Origin of the sequence: Streptomyces sp. DH12 (assembly GCF_020873895.1) — a bacterium.
In the GTDB taxonomy this organism is placed as follows: domain Bacteria; phylum Actinomycetota; class Actinomycetes; order Streptomycetales; family Streptomycetaceae; genus Streptomyces.
This window is the reverse complement of sequence record NZ_JAHWGT010000014.1, coordinates 141,958-166,547: the sequence shown is the minus strand read 5'-3', so window position 1 is coordinate 166,547 and position 24,590 is coordinate 141,958. Positions and strand designations below refer to the sequence as shown.

Annotated in this window: 17 protein-coding genes and 1 tRNA gene; 7 read left to right on the top strand and 11 right to left on the bottom strand. The window is 73.0% G+C overall.

Annotated features, from left to right (window positions below):
* Positions 1 to 3 precede the first annotated feature (3 nt).
* Positions 4 to 1,017 (top strand): right-handed parallel beta-helix repeat-containing protein, encoded by a 1,014-nt coding sequence (locus tag LPA54_RS15455; RefSeq protein ID WP_228977933.1) that lies wholly within the window; start codon positions 4 to 6, stop codon positions 1,015 to 1,017.
* Positions 1,018 to 1,188: 171 nt separating this feature from the next.
* Here the strand turns inward: LPA54_RS15455 and rpsA are convergent, their stop codons facing one another.
* Entirely contained in the window at positions 1,189 to 2,691 is a 1,503-nt protein-coding gene (gene rpsA, locus LPA54_RS15450) for a 30S ribosomal protein S1 (RefSeq protein WP_228977930.1), read from the bottom strand.
* Positions 2,692 to 3,093: 402 nt separating this feature from the next.
* Between rpsA and LPA54_RS15445 the strand changes: the two genes are divergently transcribed.
* A complete protein-coding gene (locus tag LPA54_RS15445) occupies positions 3,094 to 3,924 on the top strand; it encodes a class I SAM-dependent methyltransferase (RefSeq protein ID WP_228977929.1) in 831 nt (276 codons plus the stop codon).
* Positions 3,924 to 6,407 carry an ATP-dependent helicase HrpB gene (hrpB, locus tag LPA54_RS15440; RefSeq protein WP_228978008.1) on the top strand — a complete coding sequence of 828 codons (2,484 nt, stop codon included), beginning with the start codon at positions 3,924 to 3,926 and terminating at the stop codon, positions 6,405 to 6,407. The genes LPA54_RS15445 and hrpB overlap by 1 nt, the downstream gene beginning before the upstream one ends.
* 195 nt (positions 6,408 to 6,602) lie before the next feature.
* On the opposite strand, the gene LPA54_RS15435 is transcribed toward hrpB, so the two are convergent.
* Positions 6,603 to 8,354, bottom strand: coding sequence for a lytic transglycosylase domain-containing protein (locus tag LPA54_RS15435; protein WP_228977927.1), 1,752 nt, complete (start codon positions 8,352 to 8,354; stop codon positions 6,603 to 6,605).
* A 244-nt stretch (positions 8,355 to 8,598) separates the two neighbouring features.
* Here LPA54_RS15435 and LPA54_RS15430 point away from each other — a divergent pair, with 244 nt between their 5' ends.
* Positions 8,599 to 9,414 (top strand): DUF4184 family protein, encoded by an 816-nt coding sequence (locus tag LPA54_RS15430; protein WP_228977925.1) that lies wholly within the window; start codon positions 8,599 to 8,601, stop codon positions 9,412 to 9,414.
* Between the two features lie 160 nt (positions 9,415 to 9,574).
* Here the strand turns inward: LPA54_RS15430 and polA are convergent, their stop codons facing one another.
* Complete coding sequence (polA, locus tag LPA54_RS15425) at positions 9,575 to 12,232, bottom strand: DNA polymerase I (RefSeq protein WP_228978005.1); 2,658 nt, start codon at positions 12,230 to 12,232, stop codon at positions 9,575 to 9,577.
* A gap of 185 nt (positions 12,233 to 12,417) precedes the next feature.
* Here polA and LPA54_RS15420 point away from each other — a divergent pair, with 185 nt between their 5' ends.
* Complete coding sequence (locus LPA54_RS15420) at positions 12,418 to 14,700, top strand: FdhF/YdeP family oxidoreductase (protein WP_228977923.1); 2,283 nt, start codon at positions 12,418 to 12,420, stop codon at positions 14,698 to 14,700.
* Positions 14,701 to 14,763: 63 nt separating this feature from the next.
* Positions 14,764 to 15,252 carry a PaaI family thioesterase gene (locus tag LPA54_RS15415; RefSeq protein WP_228977920.1) on the top strand — a complete coding sequence of 163 codons (489 nt, stop codon included), beginning with the start codon at positions 14,764 to 14,766 and terminating at the stop codon, positions 15,250 to 15,252.
* Positions 15,253 to 15,317: 65 nt separating this feature from the next.
* Here LPA54_RS15415 and LPA54_RS15410 read toward each other — a convergent pair whose 3' ends face one another.
* The 6 genes from LPA54_RS15410 to LPA54_RS15385 all read right to left on the bottom strand — a co-directional run bounded on the left by LPA54_RS15410 (position 15,318) and on the right by LPA54_RS15385 (position 22,014).
* A complete protein-coding gene (locus tag LPA54_RS15410; RefSeq protein WP_228978002.1) occupies positions 15,318 to 16,007 on the bottom strand; it encodes an ABC transporter ATP-binding protein in 690 nt (229 codons plus the stop codon).
* A 74-nt stretch (positions 16,008 to 16,081) separates the two neighbouring features.
* Complete coding sequence (locus LPA54_RS15405) at positions 16,082 to 17,320, bottom strand: ABC transporter ATP-binding protein (RefSeq protein ID WP_228977918.1); 1,239 nt, start codon at positions 17,318 to 17,320, stop codon at positions 16,082 to 16,084.
* Positions 17,317 to 18,690: a branched-chain amino acid ABC transporter permease gene (locus LPA54_RS15400; protein WP_228977916.1), complete on the bottom strand. Its 1,374-nt coding sequence runs from the start codon at positions 18,688 to 18,690 to the stop codon at positions 17,317 to 17,319. The genes LPA54_RS15405 and LPA54_RS15400 overlap by 4 nt, the downstream gene beginning before the upstream one ends.
* On the bottom strand, positions 18,687 to 19,610 hold the full coding sequence (locus LPA54_RS15395; RefSeq protein WP_228977913.1) for a branched-chain amino acid ABC transporter permease: 924 nt from the start codon (positions 19,608 to 19,610) through the stop codon (positions 18,687 to 18,689). The genes LPA54_RS15400 and LPA54_RS15395 overlap by 4 nt, the downstream gene beginning before the upstream one ends.
* Positions 19,611 to 19,790: 180 nt before the next feature.
* Positions 19,791 to 20,948, bottom strand: coding sequence for a branched-chain amino acid ABC transporter substrate-binding protein (locus tag LPA54_RS15390; protein ID WP_228977911.1), 1,158 nt, complete (start codon positions 20,946 to 20,948; stop codon positions 19,791 to 19,793).
* A 409-nt stretch (positions 20,949 to 21,357) separates the two neighbouring features.
* A complete protein-coding gene (locus LPA54_RS15385; protein WP_228977908.1) occupies positions 21,358 to 22,014 on the bottom strand; it encodes an ANTAR domain-containing response regulator in 657 nt (218 codons plus the stop codon).
* A gap of 99 nt (positions 22,015 to 22,113) precedes the next feature.
* Between LPA54_RS15385 and LPA54_RS15380 the strand changes: the two genes are divergently transcribed.
* Positions 22,114 to 22,188, top strand: a tRNA-Leu gene (locus tag LPA54_RS15380).
* Between the two features lie 139 nt (positions 22,189 to 22,327).
* On the opposite strand, the gene pyk is transcribed toward LPA54_RS15380, so the two are convergent.
* Positions 22,328 to 23,755, bottom strand: a complete 1,428-nt coding sequence (gene pyk / locus LPA54_RS15375) for a pyruvate kinase (RefSeq protein ID WP_228977906.1) — start codon at positions 23,753 to 23,755, stop codon at positions 22,328 to 22,330.
* 133 nt (positions 23,756 to 23,888) lie between these two features.
* On the bottom strand, positions 23,889 to 24,548 hold the full coding sequence (locus LPA54_RS15370; protein ID WP_228977903.1) for an SIMPL domain-containing protein: 660 nt from the start codon (positions 24,546 to 24,548) through the stop codon (positions 23,889 to 23,891).
* Positions 24,549 to 24,590: the final 42 nt, after the last annotated feature.

Genomic DNA, 24,590 nt, shown 5'->3' with positions numbered 1-24,590 from the left:
CCCATGCGCGTCTCGCCGCCGCTCCCCCGCCTGCTCGCGACCGCCCTCGCCCTGACGGCGACGGCGACGGCCACCGCGACCGCCGCACCCCCCGCGACCGCCCCCTCCTCCGCCGCCGCGCCGCGTGGCGGCGGCGCCGCGGCCGTCGTGGACGTCTCCACCGCCGCGCAGCTCAAGGCCGCGCTCACCGCCGCGCGCCCCGGCGACACGATCCGGCTCGCCGACGGCACGTACCGGGGCAACTTCAAGGTGACGGCCCCCGGCTCCCCCACGGCCCGGATCGTCCTCACCGGCTCCTCCCGCGCCGTGCTCACGGCGACAGGGGGCTACGGCCTGCACCTCGACGGCGCCTCGTACTGGACGGTGTACGGCCTGACCGTCACCGGCGGGCAGAAGGGGATCATGACGGACCGGGCGAGGGGCGTCGTCATCGACTCCGTCACCGTCCACGGGCTGACCATGGAGGGCGTCCACTTCCGCTCGTCCAGCACCGACGGCGTCATCCGCAACTCCCACATCCGCGACACGGGCCGTGACGGCCGGGGCATGGGCGAGGGCGTGTACGTGGGGACGGCGAACGACCTGTCGGACCGGAGCGACGACATCCGGATCGAGGGCAACACCATCGGTCCGGGCGTCGGCGGCGAGGGCGTCGACATCAAGGAGGGGACCACGGGCGCGCTGATCGTCGGGAACGTCTTCGACGGGCGCGGGATGACGGGCGTCCACTACGACGACTCGTGGGTGGACGTGAAGGGCAACGGCGTCCTCGTCGCGGGCAACACCGGCCGGTCCACCCTGAACAACGGCTTCGAGGTGCACAGCCAGCGGCCCGGCTGGGGGTGCGGCACGGTCTTCCGCGACAACCACGCGGACCTGACCGGTGCGACGGGCCCGGACCGGTACGCCGTCCACGCCCCGCACCACTCCTCGTCGTGCCGGACGACGGTGCACGCGGACAACACCCGCACCGGCGGGCGGGGGCTGGCCACACCGGGCGTCCCGGTCGTCGACTGATCCCGGCGGTACTCCGGAGGCGGCCCCGGGCGGAGGACGGCCAGCCGGACGAGTCCGCGGGCCCGGGCCGCGCACGGGCCCGGCCACCGACCGGAGACGCGTCGAGGCCCGTCCCTTCCGGGACGGGCCTCGATTCACCTGCTAGGAGCTAGCGGGTCGGTGCCGAGCCGTTCAGCTCTGGCCGCCGGCCAGCTTCTCGCGGAGGGCGGCCAGCGCCTCGTCCGACGCCAGGGCGCCGGAGTTGTCGTCCGACTCCGAGGAGTACGAACCACCGGAGACACCCGCGGGCGCGCCGGCCGGAGCGGCGGTGCCACCCTCGGCAGCGGCGGCCTCGTCGGCCTCGCGGGACTTGATGACCTGGGCCTGGTGCTGCTCGAAGCGCTGCTGCGCCTCGGCGTACTGGGTCTCCCACGCCTCGCGCTGGGTCTCGTAGCCCTCGAGCCAGTCGTTGGTCTCGGGGTCGAAGCCCTCGGGGTAGATGTAGTTCCCCTGGTCGTCGTACGACGCGGCCATGCCGTACAGCGTCGGGTCGAACTCGACCGACGCCGGGTCCGAGCCGAAGGACTCGTTGGCCTGCTTCAGCGAGAGGCTGATGCGGCGGCGCTCGAGGTCGATGTCGATGACCTTGACGAAGATCTCGTCGTTGACCTGGACGACCTGCTCCGGGATCTCCACGTGGCGCTCGGCCAGCTCGGAGATGTGGACCAGACCCTCGATGCCCTCGTCCACGCGGACGAACGCGCCGAACGGAACCAGCTTCGTGACCTTACCCGGGACGACCTGACCGATCTGGTGGGTCCGGGCGAACTGCTGCCACGGGTCCTCCTGCGTCGCCTTCAGCGACAGGGAGACACGCTCGCGGTCCATGTCGACGTCGAGGACCTCGACGGTGACCTCCTGGCCCACCTCGACGACCTCGGACGGGTGGTCGATGTGCTTCCAGGACAGCTCGGAGACGTGCACGAGACCGTCGACGCCACCCAGGTCCACGAAGGCACCGAAGTTGACGATCGAGGAGACGACGCCGGAGCGGACCTGACCCTTCTGCAGGGTGGTGAGGAACGTCTGGCGAACCTCGGACTGGGTCTGCTCGAGCCAGGCGCGGCGGGACAGGACCACGTTGTTGCGGTTCTTGTCCAGCTCGATGATCTTCGCCTCGAGCTCCTTGCCCACGTAGGGCTGGAGGTCGCGGACACGGCGCATCTCGACGAGGGAGGCCGGCAGGAAGCCACGGAGGCCGATGTCGAGGATGAGACCACCCTTGACGACCTCGATGACGGTACCGGTGACGATGCCGTCCTCTTCCTTGATCTTCTCGATCGTGCCCCAGGCACGCTCGTACTGAGCGCGCTTCTTGGACAGGATCAGGCGGCCTTCCTTGTCCTCCTTCTGGAGAACCAGGGCCTCGATCTCGTCGCCGACCTTGACGACCTCGTTCGGGTCGACGTCGTGCTTGATCGAGAGCTCGCGGCTCGGGATCACGCCTTCGGTCTTGTAACCGATGTCGAGCAGGACCTCGTCCCGGTCGACCTTCACGATGACGCCGTCGACGATGTCGCCGTCGTTGAAGTACTTGATCGTCTCGTCGATCGCGGCGAGGAAGGCTTCCTCGTTACCGATGTCGTTGACCGCAACCTGCGGGGTGGTGGCGGTGGTCTCGGTGCTGCTCGTCATGTGGGAAAGGGCTCCGGTTACGGACAGAAAGTCGTAGGTACTGCTACGCCGTGAGCCCGTATCGCAGCTGCAGAAGCCGGACAGCCAAGGAAGCGCCCGTTCCCGCCGACTGGGTCGGCCGGGTGGCGCCTCGACAACCGAGGGGACATACAACAGATGCGAGCGCGACCTGCTCCGTCTGAGGCGCGCAGGCCCGCAGCGCAACCTTTAGCATACGGGCGCGGCGGGGCAGGGTCAATGCGCGAAGACGCCCACCCGGGGCGGATCCCTCCATACCCGGCACAACTAAGCTTCGCCGAGGCCATCCTGGCCGCGGCGCGCCGGCGACACGCGGGGCGCGGCCTGCGGGCGGCACGCCCGGGACACCCGAAGCGATGTCCGCAAACTACAACGACGGACGAGATGAACCAAGACACCCGAGGCATCGAAGAGCCCGCGACGGAGCCGGACGCGACGCGCCGTGACGCGGACGACGCGGAGAGCAGCAGGGCCAGCCGGGGCTGGTGGGACCGGAACGCCGACGAGTACCAGAGCGAACACGGCGGGTTCCTCGGCGACGACCGGTTCGTGTGGGGGCCCGAGGGGCTGGACGAGGCGGACGCCGGGCTGCTGGGCCCGGCCGCCTCCCTGCGGGGCCTGGACGTCCTGGAGATCGGCGCGGGCGCGGCCCAGTGCTCGCGGTGGCTGGCGGCGCAGGGAGCGCGGCCGGTCGCGCTGGACCTCTCCCACCGGCAGCTCCAGCACGCGCTGCGCATCGGGGCGGACGGGCTGGCGCCGGTGCAGGCCGACGCCGGGGCGCTGCCCTTCCGGGACGGCTCCTTCGACCTGGCCTGCTCGGCGTACGGGGCGGTGCCCTTCGTCGCCGACCCGGTGCGGGTCTTCCGGGAGGTGCGGCGGGTGCTGCGGCCGGGCGGGCGCTGGGTGTTCTCCGTGACGCACCCCGTGCGGTGGGCGTTCCCGGACGAGCCGGGGCCCGAGGGGCTGACGGTGGCGTCCTCGTACTTCGACCGCACGCCCTACGTGGAGCAGGACGAGGAGGGCCGGGCGGTGTACGTGGAGCACCACCGCACGCTCGGCGACCGGGTGCGGGACGTCGTCGCGGGCGGCTTCCGGCTGGTGGACCTGGTGGAGCCGGAGTGGCCCGCCTGGAACGGCCAGGAGTGGGGCGGCTGGTCGCCGCTGCGCGGCAACCTCATCCCGGGCACGGCGATCTTCGTGTGCGAGCGCGCGTGATGCGGCTGCGGGAGGAGGCGTCGGCCCTCCCCGTGCGCACCGCCCTGCCCGCCCTGGAGCGGGCGCTCGACGGCCACGGGGCGGCGGTGCTGTGCGCGCCGCCCGGCACGGGCAAGACCACGCTGGTGCCGCTGGCGCTCGCCGGGCGCGGCGCGCGGGTCGTCGTGGCCGAGCCGCGGCGGATCGCGGCGCGGGCGGCGGCCCGGCGGATGGCGTGGCTGCTGGGCGAGCAGGTGGGCGGCCGGGTGGGCTTCACGGTGCGCGGCGAGCGGGTGGTGTCGCGCGGGACGGTCGTCGAGGTGGTGACCACGGGCGTGCTGCTCCAGCGGCTCCATCGGGACCAGGAGCTGCCCGGGGTGGACGTGGTGGTCCTGGACGAGTGCCACGAGCGGCACCTGGACGCCGACACCGCCGCCGCGTTCCTGCTGGACGTGCGTGCCGCGCTCCGGCCCGAGCTGCGGCTGGTGGCCGCCTCGGCGACGACCGACGCGGAGGGCTGGTCCCGGCTGCTGGGCGGTGCGCCGGTGGTGGAGGCCGAGGGGACGGCCCACCCGGTGGAGGCGGTGTGGGCCCCGCCGGCGTCGTCCGTGCGGCCGCCGCACGGGACGCGCGTGGATCCGGCGTTCCTGGCGCACGTGGCATCGGTGGTGCGGCGGGCGCTGGCGGAGCGCTCCGGCGACGTGCTGTGCTTCCTGCCCGGTGTCGGGGAGATCGCGCGGGTGGCGGGGCTCCTGGCGGGCCTCGCCGACGTGGAGGTGCTCCAGGTGCACGGCCGGGCCCCGGCCGCGGTGCAGGAGGCGGTGCTCTCCCCCGGCCGGGGCCGCCGGGTGGTGCTGGCGACGTCGGTGGCCGAGTCGTCGCTGACCGTGCCGGGCGTGCGGGTGGTGGTGGACTCGGGCCTGGCCCGCGAGCCGCGGGTGGACCACGCGCGGGGCCTCGGTTCGCTGACCACCGTACGGGCGTCGAGGGCGGCGGCCCGGCAGCGGGCGGGCCGGGCGGGACGCGAGGCGCCGGGTGTGGTGTACCGCTGCTGGACGGAGGCGGAGGACGGGCGCCTGCCGCGGTTCCCGTCGCCGGAGATCCAGGTGGCGGACCTGTCGGCGTTCGCCTTGCGGGCCGCCGTCTGGGGCGATCCGGACGCGTCGGGGCTGGCGCTGCTGGACGCGCCGCCCGCCGGTGCGCTGGCCGCCGCGCGATCGGTGCTGGCGGCGGTCGGCGCGGTGGACGGGGCGGGCCGGGCGACGGAGCGGGGCGTACGGATGTCCCGCCTCGGCCTGCACCCCCGGCTGGCCCGCGCGCTGCTCGACGGGGCGTCGGCGGTGGGGGCGCGGCGCGCGGCGGAGGTGGTGGCGCTGCTGAGCGAGGAGCCGCCGCGCGAGTACGGCGACGACCTGGCGGCGGCGTGGCGCGCGGCGCGTCGGGGCGGTGACGCGTACGGGGCGCGGTGGCGGCAGGAGGCGCGGCGGTTGGCGGGGCAGGACCTGGGCGGCTCCGGGACGCCGCCGGCCGACCTGCCGGACGACGCCGTCGTCGGGGCGGTCACGTCGCTGGCGTACCCGGAGCGGGTGGCGCGGGCCAGGGGCGCGGGGGCGTTCCTGATGGCGTCCGGCACGGGCGCCGAGCTGCGGGACGGCTCCCGGCTGCGGACGGCGCCCTGGCTGGCGGTCGCCGTCGCGGACCGGCCGCCGCACGCCGCGTCCGCGCGGGTGCGGCTCGCCGCGGTGGTGGACGAGGAGACCGCCCGGTCGGCCGCCCGGCACCTGCTCGCGTCGGGCGAGGAGGTGCGGTGGGAGGACGGTGACGTGGTCGCGCGGTCCGTGGAGCGGCTGGGCGCGATCGAGACGGCCGTGCGGCCGCTGCGGGACCCGGACCCGGCGCTGGTGCGCGCCGCCCTGCTGGAGGGGCTGCGGCGCGAGGGGCCGGGGCTGCTGCGCTGGTCGCGGGAGTCGCAGGAGCTGCGGCAGCGGCTGGCGTTCGTGCACCGCGAGGTGGGCCCGCCCTGGCCCGACGTGTCGGACGCCGCGCTGCTGGAGCGCGCGGAGGAGTGGCTGGAGCCCGAGTTGTCGCGGGCGCGGCGCCGGGCGGACCTGGGGCGGATCGACGCGGGGCAGGGCCTGCGGCGGCTGCTGCCGTGGACGGGCGGGGACGCCGCGCGCCTGGACGCGTTGGCGCCGGAGCGGATCGAGGTGCCGAGCGGCTCGCGGGTCCGCGTCGAGTACGGGGGTCCGCAGCCGGTGCTGGCGGTGAAGCTCCAGGAGCTGTTCGGGATGGCGCGGACGCCCCGGGTCGCGGGGGTGCCCGTCCTGGTGCACCTGCTGTCGCCGGCGGGCCGGCCGGCCGCCGTCACCGCCGACCTGGAGTCGTTCTGGCGGGAGGGCTACCGGGCGGTGCGCGCCGAGCTGCGCGGCCGCTACCCGCGGCACCCGTGGCCGGAGGACCCGGCCACGGCCGTGGCGACACGGCGCGTCAACCCGCGGCGCTGACCGCCCTGAGCGGCGGCGGGGCGTCGGGACGCGGTGGCGGCTCGGCGGGGCGTCGGGACGCGGTGGCGGCTCGACGCAGTGGCTCGGCGGCTTGCGGCTCGGCGGAGCGGGGCGGCTTGCGGCGGGACGGGGCGGTGCGGCCCGCCGTCCTGCCCGCGCGCCAGGCGCGTGCGGCGGCGGGCCGCGGGGCGCCGGTCAGGCGGCGGCGACCTGGAGTTCCACCGTCAGGGTCGCGCCGCCCTGCGCGGTGAGGCGCAGGTGGAACGTGCCGGCCAGGCCGTCGGCGTACAGCTTCGGCAGCCGCAGCACGCCGTCCGCGTCGGTCTCCAGACCGGCGAGGGCCCGCAGGGGCTCGCCGCGGCCGTCCTTGAAGAAGGGCCCTTCCTCGGCGGGCGCCAGGGTGCCGTCCGCGGCCTTCACCAGCACGGTGGCGGTGAGCGCGGCACCGGCCACGGGGGCGCCCTTGCGGGTGGCCTTCACGGTCAGCTGCTCGGCGAACTCGCCCTCGGGGACGGCCGACAGGGCCGCGCCGCCCGTACGGACGAGGGCGTCCGCCTGCCCGGTGGTGACCGTCGCCGCGAAGTCGGCGGGGCCGACGGCGGGGCGCTGCGGTACGGCCGCCCGGACGGTGAACTGCCCGGTCCGCTCGCCCGCGTCGAGGACGGGGGCGGTGGCGGTGCCGTCGGCGCGCGTGGTGACGGTGGCGACGGTCGTGCCGCCGGGGAAGCTCGCGTCGGTGTCGCCGATGACCTCGAAGCGGACCGGGACGCCGCCGAGCGCCTTGCCCCACGCGTCGCGGGCCGTGACCACGGGCCTCACCGGGAACTCGGTGCCGGCGGGGGCGGTCAGGGTGCCGGCGCCGGTGACCACGAGGCGGTGCAGCCGGTCGAGCGGGGTCGTCGGCGTGGGCGTCGGGGTCGGGGTCGGGGTGGGTGTCGGGGTGGGCGTCGGGGTCGGGGTGGGCGTCGGCTTGGTGGGCTGCGCCGGCTTGGACGGGGTCGGCTTGGGAGCCGGGGTGGACGGCGTCGGCTTCGGCGCCGGGGCGGGCTTCGGCGACGGGGTGGTGACCGGCGTGCTCGGGGCGGTGCCGGTGCCGCTCCCGACGGGCGTCGTGACGGGGTCGCTGAGGTCGCCGGGCTGCACGCCGCTGCCGTCGGGGACCTGGTGCGTGCCGCGCTTGTAGAACTCGAACCAGGACAGCACCGTGCGCAGGTACTCGCGGGACTGGTTGTAGCTGAGGATGGCGCGGTCCAGGTCCGCCTTGACCGCCAGGTCGCGGTTGTTGGCGCACAGGTACATGCCGGCGGCCCGCGCGGCGTCGAAGATGTTGTTGGGGTCCTTGCGGCCGTCGCCGTTGGCGTCCTGGCCCCACGACGCCCAGGTGGAGGGGATGAACTGCATCGGGCCGACCGCGCGGTCGTGCCGGGCGTCGCCGTCGTAGGCGCCGTCGTCGGTGTCGGTGATGTTGGCGAAGCCGTTGCCGTCGAGGACCGGGCCGAGGATCGGCGACGGCGTGGTGCCGTTGGCGTCGACGCGGCCGCCGCGGGCCTGGCCCGACTCCACCTTGCCGATGCCGGCGAGGAGCTGCCAGGGGAGGTTGCACCCCGGCTTGGTGGTCCTCAGGTGCTGCTCGGCCTGCTTGTAGGCGGCGAGGACGGTCGCCGGTATGCCGGCCTCCGCGGGGCCGGTGCCCAGCAGGCCGTCGGGGGAGCTGCCCGGCGGGAGGGGGTGGGGGGTCTTCAGCGGCGGCAGGTCGGTGTAGTAGGGCGAGTCTCCGGTGGCGGTGGCGCCCGAGGGGGGCGGCGGCGTGGAGCCGCCGGCCGTCTGGCCGCCCGCGACCGGAACGGCGCCCGGTGCCTGCGACGCGGAGAGCGCCGCCACCGCCGCGGCGGCCACCGCGGTGGTGGTGGCGCCCTTGCGCAGTCGACGGCCGATGTGCGCTGCCATGCTCGTTGTCCCTCCCCGATGGCGCCCGTCGGCGCCGAAGACCTCGGCCGCGCGCCCCGGTGCGCGGCTCAGGCGACCCTACGTCAACTCGGCACTCCGCCACACCGAGGACTGACCGCTTTTCACGCTTTCGTCACCGGTCGTCTGCGTACTGCCCCACACCGGTGCGCCGGATGTGACCACAGCATGATTGATACTGACCGCTGTTGCCGATTCTCATGTGCCGCGCCGGGGGGCCGCATTCATGCCGTTCACACTGAGCCATGCCGCCGCGGTGCTGCCGGGACTGCGGAGGTCCGGTGCCGCCCGGGGGCCGTTGGTGGCGTCGGCCCTCGTCACCGGGTCGTTCGCGCCGGATATGACCTACTACGCCGACAGTGTCCTACCCGGCGCCATGGCCTTCGGCGAGCTGACGCACGGTGTCCTCGGCGTCCTCACCGTCGACGCCGCCACCGCGGTGCTCCTGACGGCCCTGTGGCTGATGGTGCGTGAGCCGCTCGTCTCCCTGCTGCCCGTGCGGTGGCGGGGGCGGGTGTACGCGGTGCTGCGGGGCCGGCCCTGGCGCGGGCGGCACCCGGCGGCGCTGGCGGTGTGGTTCTACCTCTCGGCGGTGCTCGGCGCGGCGACCCACGTGGTGTGGGACCTGTTCACGCACCCCGACCGGTGGGGCACGCGCGTCCTGCCGGTGCTCGCCGAGGTGGTGGCGGGCTTCCCGGTGTACCTGTACGCGCAGTACGGCGGTTCGGCGCTGGCGCTGGTCGTGCTCGTGTGGTTCTGCCGGGGCGCCCTGCGCCGCGCGCCCGCGCCGGAGGCCGGTGCGGGAGTGCCGTGGCCGGCGCCGACCCGGAGCGGCCGGTGGCTGGCGGCCGGGGTGCTCGCCGGCTGCGCGGCGGCGGGGCTGCTCCACCGGTGCCTGCGCTGGTACGCGTACTGGGGGCGGATCGAGACGCCGCTCGACGTCATCCCCACGGCCTGCTTCGGCGCGGGTGCGGGGCTGGTCGCGGGCCTGGTCCTCTACGGCGCCGGGGCGCGGCTGCGGAGCGCGGCGCTCCGCCCCTGACCGGCGCCGCCGCACCGCCCGCCCACGGCGCGGGAGCCGCGCACGACCCCGGCGCAGCCCGCCGCACACAGCTCACCCTCGGCACGGGCCGTACGTACGGCGGCGCGGCCCCGGCAGCCCCGGGGCGCGGCCGTGACCGCCGCGCCCCGGGGCCGGCCGGTCAGTGCGCGGCGGACTCCCAGTCGGGGCCGACGCCCACGGAGACGTCGAGCGGCGCCCGCAGCTCGACCGCCGACGCCATCTCCCGGCGCACGATCTCCTCGACCCGCTCCCGCTCGCCCGGCACCAGCTCCAGCACGATCTCGTCGTGCACCTGGAGCAGCAACCGGGAGGCCAGGCCCGCCTCGGTGAGGGCGCGGTCCACGTTGAGCATGGCGACCTTCACGATGTCGGCGGCCGTGCCCTGGATCGGGGCGTTCAGCGCCATCCGCTCGGCCATCTCGCGGCGCTGGCGGTTGTCGCTGTTCAGGTCGGGCAGGTAGCGGCGGCGGCCGAGCATCGTCTCGGTGTACCCCGTCGCGCGGGCCTCGTCGACGACCCGGCGCAGGTAGTCCCGCACCCCGCCGAAGCGCTCGAAGTAGGTGTCCATCAGCCCGCGCGCCTCGGCGGCCTCGATGTTCAGCTGCTGCGAGAGGCCGAACGCCGACAGGCCGTACGCCAGCCCGTACGACATGGCCTTGATCTTGCGGCGCATCTCGGCGTCGACGGCGGACTTGTCCACGCCGAACACCTGTGAGGCGACCGTGGTGTGCAGGTCCTCGCCGGAGGTGAACGCCTCGATGAGGCCCTCGTCCTCCGAGAGGTGGGCCATCACGCGCAGCTCGATCTGGCTGTAGTCGGCCGTCATCAGGGCGTCGAAGCCCTCGCCGACGACGAAGCCCCGGCGGATGGCGCGGCCCTCGTCCGTGCGGACCGGGATGTTCTGCAGGTTCGGGTCGGTGGACGACAGCCGTCCCGTCGCGGCGACGGTCTGGTTGAACGTGGTGTGGATCCGGCCGTCCGCCGCGACCGTCTTGATCAGGCCCTCGACCGTCACGCGGAGCTTGGCCTGCTCGCGGTGGCGCAGCATGATCACCGGCAGTTCGTGCTCGGTCTGCGCGGCCAGCCACGCCAGGGCGTCGGCGTCCGTGGTGTAGCCGGTCTTCGTCTTCTTCGTCTTCGGCAGGTTCAGCTCGCCGAAGAGGACTTCCTGGAGCTGCTTGGGCGAGCCGAGGTTGAACTCGTGGCCCACCGAGGCGTGCGCCTCCTTCACGGCGTGCTGCACCGCGCCGGCGAACTGCTGCTCCATCGCCTCCAGGTGCGGCCGGTCGGCGGCGATGCCGTGCCGCTCCATCCGGGCGAGCAGCTCGGAGGTGGGCAGCTCGACCTCGTGCAGCAGGCGGGTCGCGCCCACCTCCTCCAGTCGCGCGGTGAAGGCGTCGCCCAGGTCGAGGACCGCGCGGGCCTGCGTCATCAGCGCGTCGGCCTCCGCCGTCTCGTCCGCGCCGAACGCCAGCTGGCCGTCGGCGGCCGACGCCGGGGCGAGCTCCCGGCCCAGGTACTCCACGGAGAGCGCGTCCAGCGCGAAGGAGCGGCGGCCCGGCTTCACCAGGTACGCCGCGAGCGCGGTGTCCATCGTGACGCCCGCCACGCTCCAGCCGTGCTCCGGCAGGACGCGCATGGCCGCCTTGGCGTTGTGCAGGACCTTCGGGCGGGCGGGGTCGGCGAGCCACGCGGCGAAGGCGCGCTCGTCGGCCTCGTCCAGCCCCGACGGGTCGAACCACGCCGCCGCGCCGTCCGCGGCGGCGAGGGCGACCTCCGCGACGCTGCCGACGCCGAGCGCCCAGCTGTCGACCGTGGCCATGCCGAGCGGTCCGTCCCCGTGGCGCTCCAGCCACGGCGCGACCTCGCCGGTGCCGAGGACCGCGCCGTCCAGCTCCACCCCGGCGGCCGGGGCCGGGGCGGACTCCTCCTCGGCGCCCGGGTCCACGGCGAGCAGCCGCTCGCGCAGACTGGGGTTGCGGATCTCCAGGACCTCCAGGAAGCCCTTGAGCGCCGTCCGGTCGTAGGGGGCGCGCTCCAGGTCGGCGACCGCCTTCGGCAGCTCCACGTCGCGCACCAGCTCGGTGAGGTGGCGGTTGAGCTTGACGGACTCCAGGTGGTCGCGCAGCGCCTGCCCGACCTTCCCCTTGACCTCGTCGGCGCGCTCGACCAGCTCCTGGAACGACCCGAACTGGGTGATCCACTTCGTGGCGGTCTTCTCGCCGACGCCGGGGATGCCCGGGAGGTTGTCCGACGGGTCGCCGCGCAGCGCGGCGAAGTCGGGGTACTGGCTCGGGGACAGGCCGTACTTCTCCTGCACCTTCTCGGGCGTGAAGCGGGTGAGCTCCGAGACGCCCTTCGTCGGGTAGAGCACCGTGACGTGGTCGGAGACCAGCTGGAAGGAGTCCCGGTCGCCGGTGACGACGAGGACCTCGAACCCGGCGGCCTCCGCCTGGGTGGCCAGGGTGGCGATGATGTCGTCCGCCTCGAAGCCCTCCACCGCGAAGCGGACGGCGTTCATCGTGTCGAGCAGCTCGCCGATCAGCTCCACCTGGCCCTTGAACTCGTCGGGGGTGGAGGAGCGGTTCGCCTTGTACTCCGGGAAGTCCTGCGAGCGCCACGTCTTGCGGGACACGTCGAACGCCACGGCGAAGTGCGTGGGCGCCTCGTCGCGCAGCGTGTTCGCCAGCATCGACGCGAAGCCGTACACGGCGTTGGTCGTCTGCCCGCTCGACGTGGTGAAGTTCTCCGCGGGCAGCGCGAAGAACGCCCGGTACGCCAGGGAGTGCCCGTCCATGAGGAGCAGGCGCGGACGGTCTTGCGCGGTCTTCTTCGATGCTGTCTCAGCCACGGACACGATCCTGCCACGCCGCACCGACAACGGCTGACGGGCGGGGTCGCGCCGTCGGTGCCGCGTGACAGGATCGGAGGGACACGGCACGTACGGCGAGACGAAGAGACGAAGACGAAGGAGCGCGCACCATGGTCAGCGAACCGCCCGCAGGTGACCCGGTACAGGACGCTCCGCGGGTGACCGGCGTCCGGCACTCGGCGGCCGGGCTGCCGGGCGTGGTGCACGGCCTGCGCGCCTCGCAGCGGCAGATGGGGCTCGGCCGCACCGCCCGCACGCTCCTCAAGGTCAACCAGAAGGACGGCTTCGACTGCCCCGGCTGCGCCTGGCCCGAGGGCGACAAGCGGCACGTCGCCGAGTTCTGCGAGAACGGCGCGAAGGCCGTCGCCGAGGAGGCGACGCTGCGCCGGGTGACGCCGGAGTTCTTCGCCGCCCACCCGCTGTCGGACCTGGCGGGCCGCAGCGGCTACTGGCTCGGCCAGCAGGGCCGCATCACCCACCCCGTGTACCTGCCTCAGGGGGCCGACCGGTACGAGGAGGTCAGCTGGGAGCGGGCCTTCGGGATCATCGCGGAGGAGCTCACCGCGCTGGACTCCCCGGACGAGGCCCTCTTCTACACCTCGGGCCGCACCAGCAACGAGGCCGCGTTCCTGTTCCAGCTCTTCGCCCGCGAGTTCGGCACCAACAACCTGCCGGACTGCTCGAACATGTGCCACGAGTCGTCCGGGTCCGCGCTCACCGAGACGCTCGGCGTCGGCAAGGGCAGCGTCTCCCTCGACGACCTCCACCAGGCCGACCTGATCATTGTCGCCGGGCAGAACCCCGGCACCAACCACCCGCGCATGCTGAGCGCCCTGGAGAAGGCCAAGGCGGCCGGTGCGCGGATCATCTCGGTGAATCCGCTGCCCGAGGCGGGCCTGGAGCGGTTCAAGAACCCCCAGACCCCGAAGGGGCTGCTGAAGGGCACCGTCCTCACCGACCTCTTCCTGCAGATCCGCATCGGCGGCGACCAGGCGCTCTTCCGCCTCCTCAACAAGCTCGTCATCGAGACCGGGGGCGCGGTGGACGAGGAGTTCGTCCGCGAGCACACCCACGGGTACGAGGAGTTCGCGGCGGCCGCGCGCGCCGCCGACTGGGACGAGACGCTGGCCGCCACGGGCCTGACCCGCGCCGAGATCGAGCGGGCGCTGCGCATGGTGCTCTCCTCGCGCCGCACCATCGTCTGCTGGGCGATGGGGCTCACCCAGCACAAGCACTCCGTGCCCACCATCCGGGAGGTCGTCAACCTCCTCCTGCTGCGCGGCGCCGTGGGGCGGCCCGGGGCGGGCGTGTGCCCGGTCCGCGGCCACTCCAACGTGCAGGGCGACCGGACCATGGGCATCTTCGAGCGCCCCTCCGACGCCTTCCTGGACGCCCTGGACGCTGAGTTCGGCATCACCTCCCCGCGCCACCACGGCTACGACGTGGTGCGGGCGATCCGGGCGCTGCGCGACGGGCGCGCCAAGGTGTTCTTCGCGATGGGCGGGAACTTCGTCGCCGCCACCCCGGACACGGAGGTCACCGAGGCCGCCATGCGGCGGGCCCGGCTGACGGTGCACGTCTCCACCAAGCTGAACCGGTCCCACGTGGTGACCGGCGCCCGCGCGCTGATCCTGCCCACGCTGGGCCGCACCGACCGGGACGTCCAGGCGTCGGGCCGGCAGTTCGTGACCGTCGAGGACTCGATGGGGCTGGTCCACGCCTCCCGCGGCAACCTCCCGCCGGCCGGCCCGCTCCTGCTCTCCGAGCCGGCCATCGTCGCGCGCATGGCGCGGGCCGTCCTCGGCCCGTCCTCCCGCACGCCGTGGGAGGAGTTCGAGAAGGACTACGCCGCCATCCGCGACCGCATCGCGCGCGTCGTCCCCGGCTTCGAGGACTTCAACGCCCGCCTCGCGGCGAACCCCGGCGGGTTCGCCCTCCCCCACGCCCCGCGCGACGAGCGGCGCTTCCCGACGGCGACGGGGAAGGCGAACTTCACCGCCGCGCCCGTCGAGTACCCGAAGGTGCCCGAGGGCCGGCTGCTGCTCCAGACCCTGCGCTCGCACGACCAGTACAACACCACCGTCTACGGCCTCGACGACCGCTACCGCGGCATCGAGGGCGGGCGGCGGGTCGTCCTGGTCCACCCGGACGACGCGGCGCGGCTCGGCCTCGCGGACGGGGCGTACGCGGACCTGGTCGGCGAGTGGACCGACGGCGTGGAGCGCCGCGCGCCGCGCTTCCGCGTCGTGCACTACCCGACGGCCCGCGGCTGCGCGGCCGCCTACTACCCCGAGACGAACGTCCTGGTGCCGCTCGACGCGACCGCGGACGTCAGCAACACCCCCGCCAGCAAGTCCGTCGTCGTCCGTCTGGAACAATCACCGGCCGACTGAGCGTTCGCTCAGCCACCGGCACCACCAGGACAGCCGTACGACGACGAACGGAGTTCGGGCCCCATGGGCGAGCAGACCGCAGTGAAGTTCCCGCAAGAGGTCATCGACGAGTACGCCGCGCTCGGCGTCGACCTGCCCGCCCTGTTCTCCGCGGGTCACCTCGGCGAGCGCATGGGGCTGCGGATCGTCGAGGCGGCGCCCGACCGCGTCGTCGGCACCATGCCCGTGGAGGGCAACACCCAGCCCTACGGCCTGCTCCACGGCGGGGCGTCGGCCGTGCTGGCCGAGACGCTCGGCTCGGTGGGCGCCATGCTGCACGGCGGCTCGAAGAAGATCGCGGTCGGCGTCGACCTCAACTGCACCCACCACCGCGGCGTCCGCCAGGGCCTGGTCACCGGCGTGGCGACCCCGGTGCACCGCGGGCGGACCACCGCCACGTACGAGATCGTCGTCACCGACGAGCAGGACAAGCGCGTGTGCACCGCGCGCCTGACGTGCCTGCTGCGGGAGGTCACCGCGCAGGACGCGGGGAGCGTCCCGGGCGTCGTCTGACGGCACGGGTGAGCGCCGGGCGCCCCGCGGAGGGGCCGCCCGACGCCGTCACGTGCCGCCGCCGGTCAGGCCGCGCCCTCGCCGAGGTAGGCGGCGCGGATGCGGGAGTCCGCGAGCAGTTCGCCCGCCGGGCCGGCCATGGCCACCGAGCCCGTCTCCAGGACGTACCCGCGGTGGGCGAGGCCCAGGGCCTGCGTGGCGTTCTGCTCGACCAGCAGCACCGTGGTGCCCTGCTCGTTGATCTCCTTCACGATCTCGAAGATCTGCTGGACGATCAGCGGCGCCAGGCCCATGGACGGCTCGTCCAGCAGGAGCAGCTCCGGCCGGCCCATCAGGGCGCGGCCGATGGCGAGCATCTGCTGCTCGCCGCCGGAGAGGGTGCCCGCCTGCTGCGAGCGCCGCTCGGCGAGCCGGGGGAAGAGCGTGAACACCCGGTCCAGGTCGCCGGCGTCCACCGACGAGAACCGGTACGCGCCCATCTCCAGGTTCTCCAGCACCGTCATCGTCGCGAACACCCGCCGGCCCTCGGGCACGTGCCCGATGCCGAAGCGGACCAGTTCGTGCGACTTGATGCCGTCGATCCGCTCGCCGCGCAGCAGCACCTCGCCGTGGCGGGGCTGGAGCATGCCGGAGATCGTCCGCAGCGTGGTCGTCTTGCCCGCGCCGTTGCCGCCGAGCAGGGCGACGATCTCGCCCTTGCCGACCGTCAGGTCGATGCCCTTCAGCGCCTCGATGGCGCCGTAGAAGACCCGCATCCCCTTCAGTTCGAGCAGCGTCCCGGCCGGGGCGCCGGTCCCGCCGGGCTCCGTCCGCGCCTGTGCCGTCGTGCTCACTGGCCGCTCTCCTCGTCGCTCCGCGCACGGCTCGCGCCGTCCGCCCGGACCTCGTCGCCACGCCTGCCGGCCGCACCGTCGGTGTCGTCCGCTCCGTCCGCTCCGCCCGCGTCATCCGCGTCGTCCGCGTCGTCGTCGTCGGCAGCGGCAGTGGTGTCAGTCGTGGTTCCCGCTTCGTCCGCGGCGCCGGCGTCGTCGCCGGTGGCGCCGGTGGTGGCGCCGGTGTCCGCGTCCCGCGCGGCGGCGGGCTCCCGCGCACCGGCGTCGTCAGCCGTACCGGTCCCGCCGTCGCCGGCCTCCTCCGCATCACCCCCGGTGGCCTCCGCGGCCCCGGTGGAGGCGGGGGCGGCGGCCGGGGCGGTCTCCGCGTGCCGGTCCTCGACCGCGTGCCGGACCGCCTCCGCGTCCTCCGCGGAGCTGCCCAGGTACGCCTCGACCACCGCCGGATGCTGCTGGACCTCGCTCGGCGTGCCCTCGGCGATCTTCTTGCCGAAGTTGAGGACCATCACGCGGTCGGCGACCGACATGACCAGCCGCATGTCGTGCTCGATCAGGAGCACGCTCACGCCCAGCTCGGTGTTGATCCGGCGGATCAGCCGCTCCAGCTCCAGCTTCTCCGTCGGGTTGGTGCCCGCCGCCGGCTCGTCCAGCAGCAGCACCTGCGGGTCGGTCGCGAGGGCACGGGCGATCTCCAGGCTCCGCTGGTCGCCGTAGCTGAGGCTGCCGGCGATCTCGTTGAGCTTGTCCTCCAGGCCGACGAACGTCAGCAGCCGGTGGGCGCGTTCGTCGCTCTGCCGCTCCGCCCGGCGCGCGCCGGGCAGGCCCAGCATGATCGACACGGGACCGGCCTTGAGCCGGGTCTCCGCCGCGATCTTCACGTTCTCCAGCGCCGTGAGCGCCGCGAACAGCCGGATGTTCTGGAAGGTACGGGCCACCCCCACCCGGTTCACCAGGTGGGGCTTGCTGCCGAGCAGGGACTTCCGCCCGCCGTCCTTCGAGACGAAGACGATCTTCCCTTCCTGCGGGGTGTAGGCGCCCGTCAGGGAGTTGAAGAAGGAGGTCTTGCCCGCGCCGTTCGGGCCGATCACGGCCAGGACCTCGCCCCGGCGCATCGACATGTCGACGTTGTCGAGGACCGTCAGCCCACCGAACCGCAGCGTCACGCCCGTCACCTGGAGCACCGGCTCCGCGGCCGGCGCACCCGTCACCTCAGGGCTCGTCACGTCAGTGCTCATCGGATCTTGCCTCCCGCCGGCTCGGACATCGCGTCGGCGTCGCCGAGGCCCTCCTCCGCCAGCTTCAGCTCCCGCTGACGCCGCCGGGACGGCCAGATGCCCTGGGGCCGGTAAATCATCATGATCACGAGCAGGGCGCCCAGGTACATGTACCGGTCGGACGGGTCCACGTAGTCCTTCAGCGCCTCGGGGAGCCACACCAGGGCGGCCGCGCCCATCAGCACGCCCGGGATCGACCCCATGCCGCCGAAGATCACGTACGCCAGGATCAGGATCGACTGGAGCAGCGGGAACACCTCGGGGTTGATGTAGCCGTACTTGCTGGTGAAGATCACGCCGGCGACGCCCGAGGTGGACGCGCCGATCGCGAAGGCCATCAGCTTGAACCGCACGGTGTCGACGCCGTTCGCGGCCGCCGCGATCTCGTCCTCGCGGATCGCGGTCCACGCCCGGCCGACCCGGGAGTGCTCCAGCCGCGAGAAGAGGATGATCACCAGCACGATGAAGAACACCAGCAGGTACCAGTACGGCAGCGGCTTGATCGACCACGAGTACTGGATGCCGGCGAAGTCGAACGAGAAGTCCGGGATGAGGCGGGCGCCCTGCGGGCCGCCCGTCACGCCGTCGGCGTTCTTCGCCACCAGGTAGATGATCTCGTGGAAGCCGAGCGTCACGATCGCCAGGTAGTCACCCCGCAGCCGGAGCGTCGGCGCGCCGAGCAGCAACCCGGTGACCAGGCAGGTGACCACCGCGATCGGGATGACCCAGAACGGGTTCAGCACGACGGGCGGTTCGATGGGCAGGCGCCCCGTCCAGAACGCCGTCGAGTAGGCGCCCACGGCGAAGAAGGCGAAGAAGCCCAGGTCCAGCAGGCCCGCCCAGCCGATCACGACGTTGAGGCCGATGGCCAGCAGCGCGAAGATCGCGATCTGGTCGACCAGGACCGTCTGCCACGTCCGCGACAGCGTCGACGGGACGACGAGGGCCAGCACCAGCGCGAGGCCCATCAGGCCCCAGCGCAACCGCCGGTCGCCCTGGAACCGCTCGCGCAGCGCGCCGACCGGACCGCCCGCGGCCGAACGGGCCTGGCCCACGGCGCCCCTGATGGGCTCGCCCGCGAACTCGCGCAAGCCCCACACGCCCACCGTGAGGGCGAGGCACACCCACAGGTGCGAGCCGGTCAGGGAGCTCTCGATCGAGAAGAAGATGTCCCGCGTGTTGCCCTGCTCACCGGTGACCAGCGCCAGCAGGACGCCGAGCGCGAGCAGCGTCCACAGCCGGGTGAACCGGGGCTGCTGGTACCACGCCGTACGACGGAGCCTGCTCGCCGCGGAAGCCACGTCCTTCGTGGAGGATTCCACCGTGCTCACGCCGCCCTCCCCACTTGCTTGCCGAGGATGCCCATCGGACGGAACATCAGCACGAGAATCAGGACGACCATGGCGGAGACGCTCCGCCACTCGTCGCCGAGGAGCGGCACGGTCATCGTCTCGACCACACCGATCAGCACCCCGCCGGCCATCGCGCCGCGGATGTTGCCGATGCCGCCGACGACGGCCGCCGCGAACGCCGTGATGCCGGGGATGAAGCCCATGGTGTACGAGACCTGGTTGAGGTTGGCGAAGAGGAAGCCGGCGACACCGCCGAGCACGCCGCCGATGACGAAGGTCCGGGAGATGACCCGGTCGATGTCCACGCCCATGAGGGAGGCGACCTCGGCGTCCTGGGCGACGGCCCGGATGCCCTTGCCGAGCTTCGTGCGGTTCACCAGCAGGTCGAGGCCGACCATCATCACGACGGCGGTGAGGAACTGGAGCAGCTGGGTGACGTTGACGCCGGCGCCGAAGAGGCTGAACACGGCGTGGTTGTCGTACATCTCCGGCAGCGTCACGGGGTCGCGCCCGAAGAGCTTGCCGGCGAGGTTGTAGAGGAAGAAGGAGGCGCCGATCGCGGTGATGAGGAAGATCAGGCGGGGCGCGCCCCGGCGGCGCAGCGGCCGGTAGGCCACCTTCTCCAGGCCGTAGGCGGTGACGCCGCCGAAGAGCGCGGAGCCGGCCATGGCCAGGGCGACGAAGCCGATGGAGGCCAGCGCCGAGGGGTTGTCCCCCGGGCTGACCAGCTGGAGGACGATGAGGCTGCCGTAGGCGCCGAGCATGAAGACCTCGCTGTGCGCGAAGTTGATCAGCTGGAGGACGCCGTAGACGAGGGTGTAGCCGATGGCGATGACGGCGTACAGCGAGCCGAGCATCACACCTAGGACGAGGTAGTCCCAGAAATCCTGGAGGGACATGGGAACGAACTTCCTTGTGGGAACCGGGCGGAGGCCGTGGCGCTCATGGCGGCAGCGGTCCGCGGCGGGACAGGCGAATCAGACACGTGCGGGGTGGGAGGGGGGACCCCGGTGCCGGACGGGGGCCGGGAGAAGCGCGCCTCCCGGCCCCCGTCACCCGGCGTCAAGCCGCTCGCGGCCTCAGCCGACCAGCTGGTTGACGTTGCCCTGGTAGGCGATCTTGCCGCCCTTCACCTGGTACAGGTACACGTCCGTACCCTTGAACTCGCCGTTCTCGTCGAAGGAGAAGGTCTTGGTCAGGCCCTTGTAGCTGGCCTTGGCCAGCGCGTCGCGCAGCGCCTGGCGCTGGACGTCGCCCTTCAGGCCCTTGATCTGCTCGATGATCATGTTGGTGATGTCGTACGACTCCGCGGAGTACGTACCGGGGGCCCGATTGAACGCCTTCTGGTAGTCGGCGGCGAACTTCTTCGTGCCGGCCTCGACGGTGGCGTCCGTGCAGGGGCAGGTGAGGAACCAGTTCTCCGACGCGTCGCCGGCCAGCTCGATGAACTTGGCGTCGTTGGTGCCGTCACCGGAGATCGCGGCGCCCTTGTAGCCGGCCTCCTTGAGCTTCTTGGCGAACGGCGCGGCGTCCTGGTAGTAGCCGGCGTAGATGAGGGCGTCGGCCTTGGAGTTGACGACGTCCTTCGCGGTGGCGCTGTAGTCCGGCGTCTTCTGCGGGACGGCCTTGCGGACGACCTGGACGCCGGCGGCCTTGAGGTTCTTCTCGGCGACGGCGGCGAGGCCGGTGCCGTAGTCCGTCTTGTCGTCGAGCAGGTAGACCTTCTTCGCCTGGAGCTTCTTGGCGTAGTAGGTCGCCATCGCGGCGCCCTGCTGGCTGTCGTTGGGGACGCCGCGCAACAGGCTCTCGAAGCCGTTCTTCGGGTCCGTGAGGTTCGGGTTGGTCGCCGACGGCGACACCGTCACCAGGCCCGCCTCGGTGTAGAGGGGGGAGGCGGTGTTCGTGGGGCCCGAGAAGGCGGGGCCGACGACGGCGACGACGCTCTCGTCGTCGATGGCCTTCTGCGCGGCGGCCGTGGCCTTGTCGGGAAGCCCCTGGTCGTCCGCGGCCACGTACTCCAGCTTGACGTCGAGGTCACCCTTGGCGTTCGCCTGGTCGATGGCCAGTTTCACACCGTTCTGCATGTTCTCGCCGAGGGCGACGTTGTCGCCGGACAGCGGCCCCTGGAAAGCGATCTTGAGGGTGTCACCGTCACTGCCCGAATCGCCGCAACCGGTCAACGCGAGGGCGCCGACGACCACTGGAACAGCAATTCTGACGAGGGTTCTGTTCAGCACAACGCACTCCCTGGAGCCGCCCGAACGATCTTGTGTGAGCTGGAAGTTCGAACAACTTCCTCACATGACACCGCTTGTCCGTGCGGTGTGCGGGGAATGTAATCGTCTGTTCGGCTCATCGGATAGGTGGCCGACCGATGTGTGATCCCCCTGTGACCTGGGTCATGTGCCGGAAACAGAACACTCCTTACCGGCCAGCGGACATCACGGCGACCGGCACATGATCTTCACAACCCCGCACGTCCCGGCTGAAAACCGCCCCTGAGCTGCGCCGGTCCGGGAACGGCGGAAGCCCCCGGCCCGTTGTCCACCTCCCACAGGAGCGGACGACGGGCCGGGGGCTTCCCCGGAACCCGGCCGACGGCCGTCGGCCCACCGCCGTACCGGGGCGGAGGCCCCGGTACGACCCTCACTGGCCCTTGGCGGCCTTCTTCTCCTCGCCGTCCTCGATGACGGCCTCCGCCACCTGCTGCATGGACATGCGGCGGTCCATCGACGTCTTCTGGATCCACCGGAACGCCGCCGGCTCCGACAGCCCGTACTGGGTCTGCAGGACACTCTTCGCGCGGTCCACCAGCTTGCGCGTCTCCAGCCGCTGCGCGAGGTCCGCGACCTCCTTCTCCAGCGCCCGCAGCTCCGCGAACCGCGACACCGCCATCTCGATCGCCGGGACGACGTCGCTCTTGCTGAACGGCTTCACGAGGTACGCCATCGCCCCCGCGTCCCGCGCCCGCTCCACCAGCTCCCGCTGGGAGAAGGCGGTCAGCATCAGCACCGGGGCGATCGACTCGCCGGCGATCTTCTCGGCGGCCGAGATCCCGTCGAGCACGGGCATCTTCACGTCGAGGATCACCAGGTCGGGGCGGTGCTCGCGGGCGAGCTCCACGGCCCGGGCGCCGTCCCCGGCCTCGCCGACGACGGAGTACCCCTCCTCCTCCAGCATCTCCTTGAGGTCGAGGCGGATGAGGGCCTCGTCCTCGGCGATGACGACGCGGGTCGTCAGCGGCGGGACGTGCGACGTGTCGTCGTCGGCGACGGGCGGCTGGGGCGACTCGGGGGCGGTCACGGAGGCTCCTCGTTACGGGGCGGTACAGCTCCCCATGAGCCTACCTAGCTGCGGTATGGTGGACTCGCAGCGGGTCGGGGGAAACCTTCGATTCTGCGAGCCCCGGTAGCCCAATTGGCAGCAGGCAACGGATTCAAAACCCGTACAGTGTCGGTTCGAGTCCGACCCGGGGCACTTTTCCTTTGTTTCCATGGTCACGCTACTGGCCTTTTCGCCGTTCGGCGCCCCTCCCCCGCAGCCCCCGCCGGGCGCCCCGCCGTCCGTGCGGCGGACGCCCGTCGAGCCGTGGCGTACGGACGGGTGGAACGCGCTCTCAGCGGACCGCCTCGCCGATGCGGTGCACGCGGACCAGGTTCGTGGACCCCGCCACCCCGGGCGGCGAACCCGCCGTGATCACCACGACGTCGCCCGGCCGGCAGCGGCCGATCTCCAGCAGGTGCTCGTCCACCTGCGCCACCATGGCGTCCGTCGACTCCACGTGCGGGCCGAGGAAGGTCTCGACCCCCCACGTCAGGGTGAGCTGCGAGCGCGTCGCCGGGTCGGGCGTGAAGGCCAGGAGCGGGATCGGCGACCGGTAGCGGCTCAGCCGCTGCACCGTGTCACCGGACTGGGTGAAGGCGACGAGGTACTTCGCGCCGAGGAAGTCCCCGATCTCCGCCGCCGCCCTGGCCACCGCGCCGCCCTGCGTCCGCGGCTTGTTGCGCTCGGTCAGGGGCGGCAGGCCCTTGGCGAGCACGTCCTCCTCGGCGGCGGCGACGATGCGGCTCATCGTGCGGACCGTCTCGACCGGGTGGCGGCCGACGCTGGTCTCGCCGGAGAGCATCACGGCGTCCGTGCCGTCGATGACGGCGTTGGCGACGTCGCTCGCCTCGGCGCGAGTGGGGCGGGAGTTGTCGATCATCGAGTCGAGCATCTGGGTGGCGACGATGACCGGCTTGGCGTTGCGCTTGGCGAGCTTGACGGCGCGCTTCTGGACGATCGGCACCTGCTCCAGCGGCATCTCCACGCCGAGGTCGCCGCGGGCCACCATGATGCCGTCGAAGGCGGCGACGATGTCGTCGATGCTCTCCACGGCCTGCGGCTTCTCGATCTTCGCGATGACCGGGACGCGGCGCCCCTCCTCGTCCATCACGCGGTGGACGTCCTCGATGTCGCGCCCACTGCGCACGAAGGAGAGCGCGATGACGTCGGCGCCGGTGCGCAGCGCCCAGCGCAGGTCCTCGACGTCCTTGTCGGAGAGGGCGGGGACGGAGACGGCGACTCCGGGGAGGTTGAGCCCCTTGTGGTCGGAGACCATGCCGCCCTCGAGCACCCGGGTGCGGACGCGGGGGCCGTCGACCGCGGTGACCTCCAGGGCGACCCGGCCGTCGTCGACGAGGATCCGCTCGCCGACGGTGACGTCCGCGGCGAGGCCGTCGTAGGTGGTGCCGCACAGGGCGCGGTCGCCCTCGACGGGCTCGGTGGTGATGGTGAACTCGTCGCCGCGTTCAAGGAGTACGGGCCCCTCGCGGAAGCGGCCGAGACGGATCTTCGGACCTTGAAGGTCGGCGAGGACCCCGACGCTGCGGCCGGTCTCGTCGGACGCCTTGCGGACGCGGGCGTAGCGTTCTTCGTGGTCGGCGTAGGTGCCGTGGCTGAGGTTGAAGCGGGCCACGTCCATCCCGGCCTCGACGAGGGCCTTGATCTGGTCGTACGAGTGGGTGGCGGGTCCCAGGGTGCAGACGATTTTCGCTCGGCGCATGGTGCGAGCCTAGGGCTTACCGATGGGTAGAGGTTTTGCTCCGGATGACGGGTCAACCTCCTCTGGGTGGCCGGGCGTTGACAAGTGTTGAAGTGGGCGGGGGGCCGCTCCGATGAGCGGGCCGGCGGGAGGTTCAGAGGGTCGGCGGGCGGAGCGTGAACCCGGCCGTGACGTGCGCGCTCACCGTCTGCCGCTGCGGCTGGAGGTCGAGGGGCGGCACGTCGGCCGCCTCGGCGGCGAAGGCCATGCGGGGGGCGCCCGCGCCGAAGGGGGCGAATCCGTCCGACGGCGTGTCGTCCAGCGTCAGCAAGGCGTCCAGGTCGGTGCCGAGGGCTCGGGCGTAGTCGCGGGCGCGCCGCACCGCGTCCGCCACGGCCTCCTCGCGGGCGCGGGCGTACGCGGGTGAGGTGGGGCGCAGCGACCACCACGGGCCGTCGACGCGGGTGAGGTCGAGGTCGGCGAGGCGGGTGACGAGTTCGCCCAGGGCCGTGAAGTCGGTGAGGGTGGCGGTGAGCTGGACGGTGCCGTGGTGGGTGCGGACGTGCTCGCCCCGCCCGCGGCGGCCCAGTTCGGGGGTGAGGACGAGGGCGCCGGTCTCCAGGCGGTCGAGGGCGTCCGCGTACCCCTTGACGAGGTCGACCGCGGCGGCGTTGCGGCGGGTGAGGTCGTCGAGGGTCGCGCGGCGGTCGGTGCCGCGGGCGGTGACGGTCACGGCGATGCGGGCGAGGTCCGGGTCGGTCTCGACGTGGGCTTCGCCGCGGACGGTGATGCGGGGCGCTTCGGGGGTGGCCATGTGGTGTCTTTTCGCACCCGGACACCGGATCGAAACCTCGCG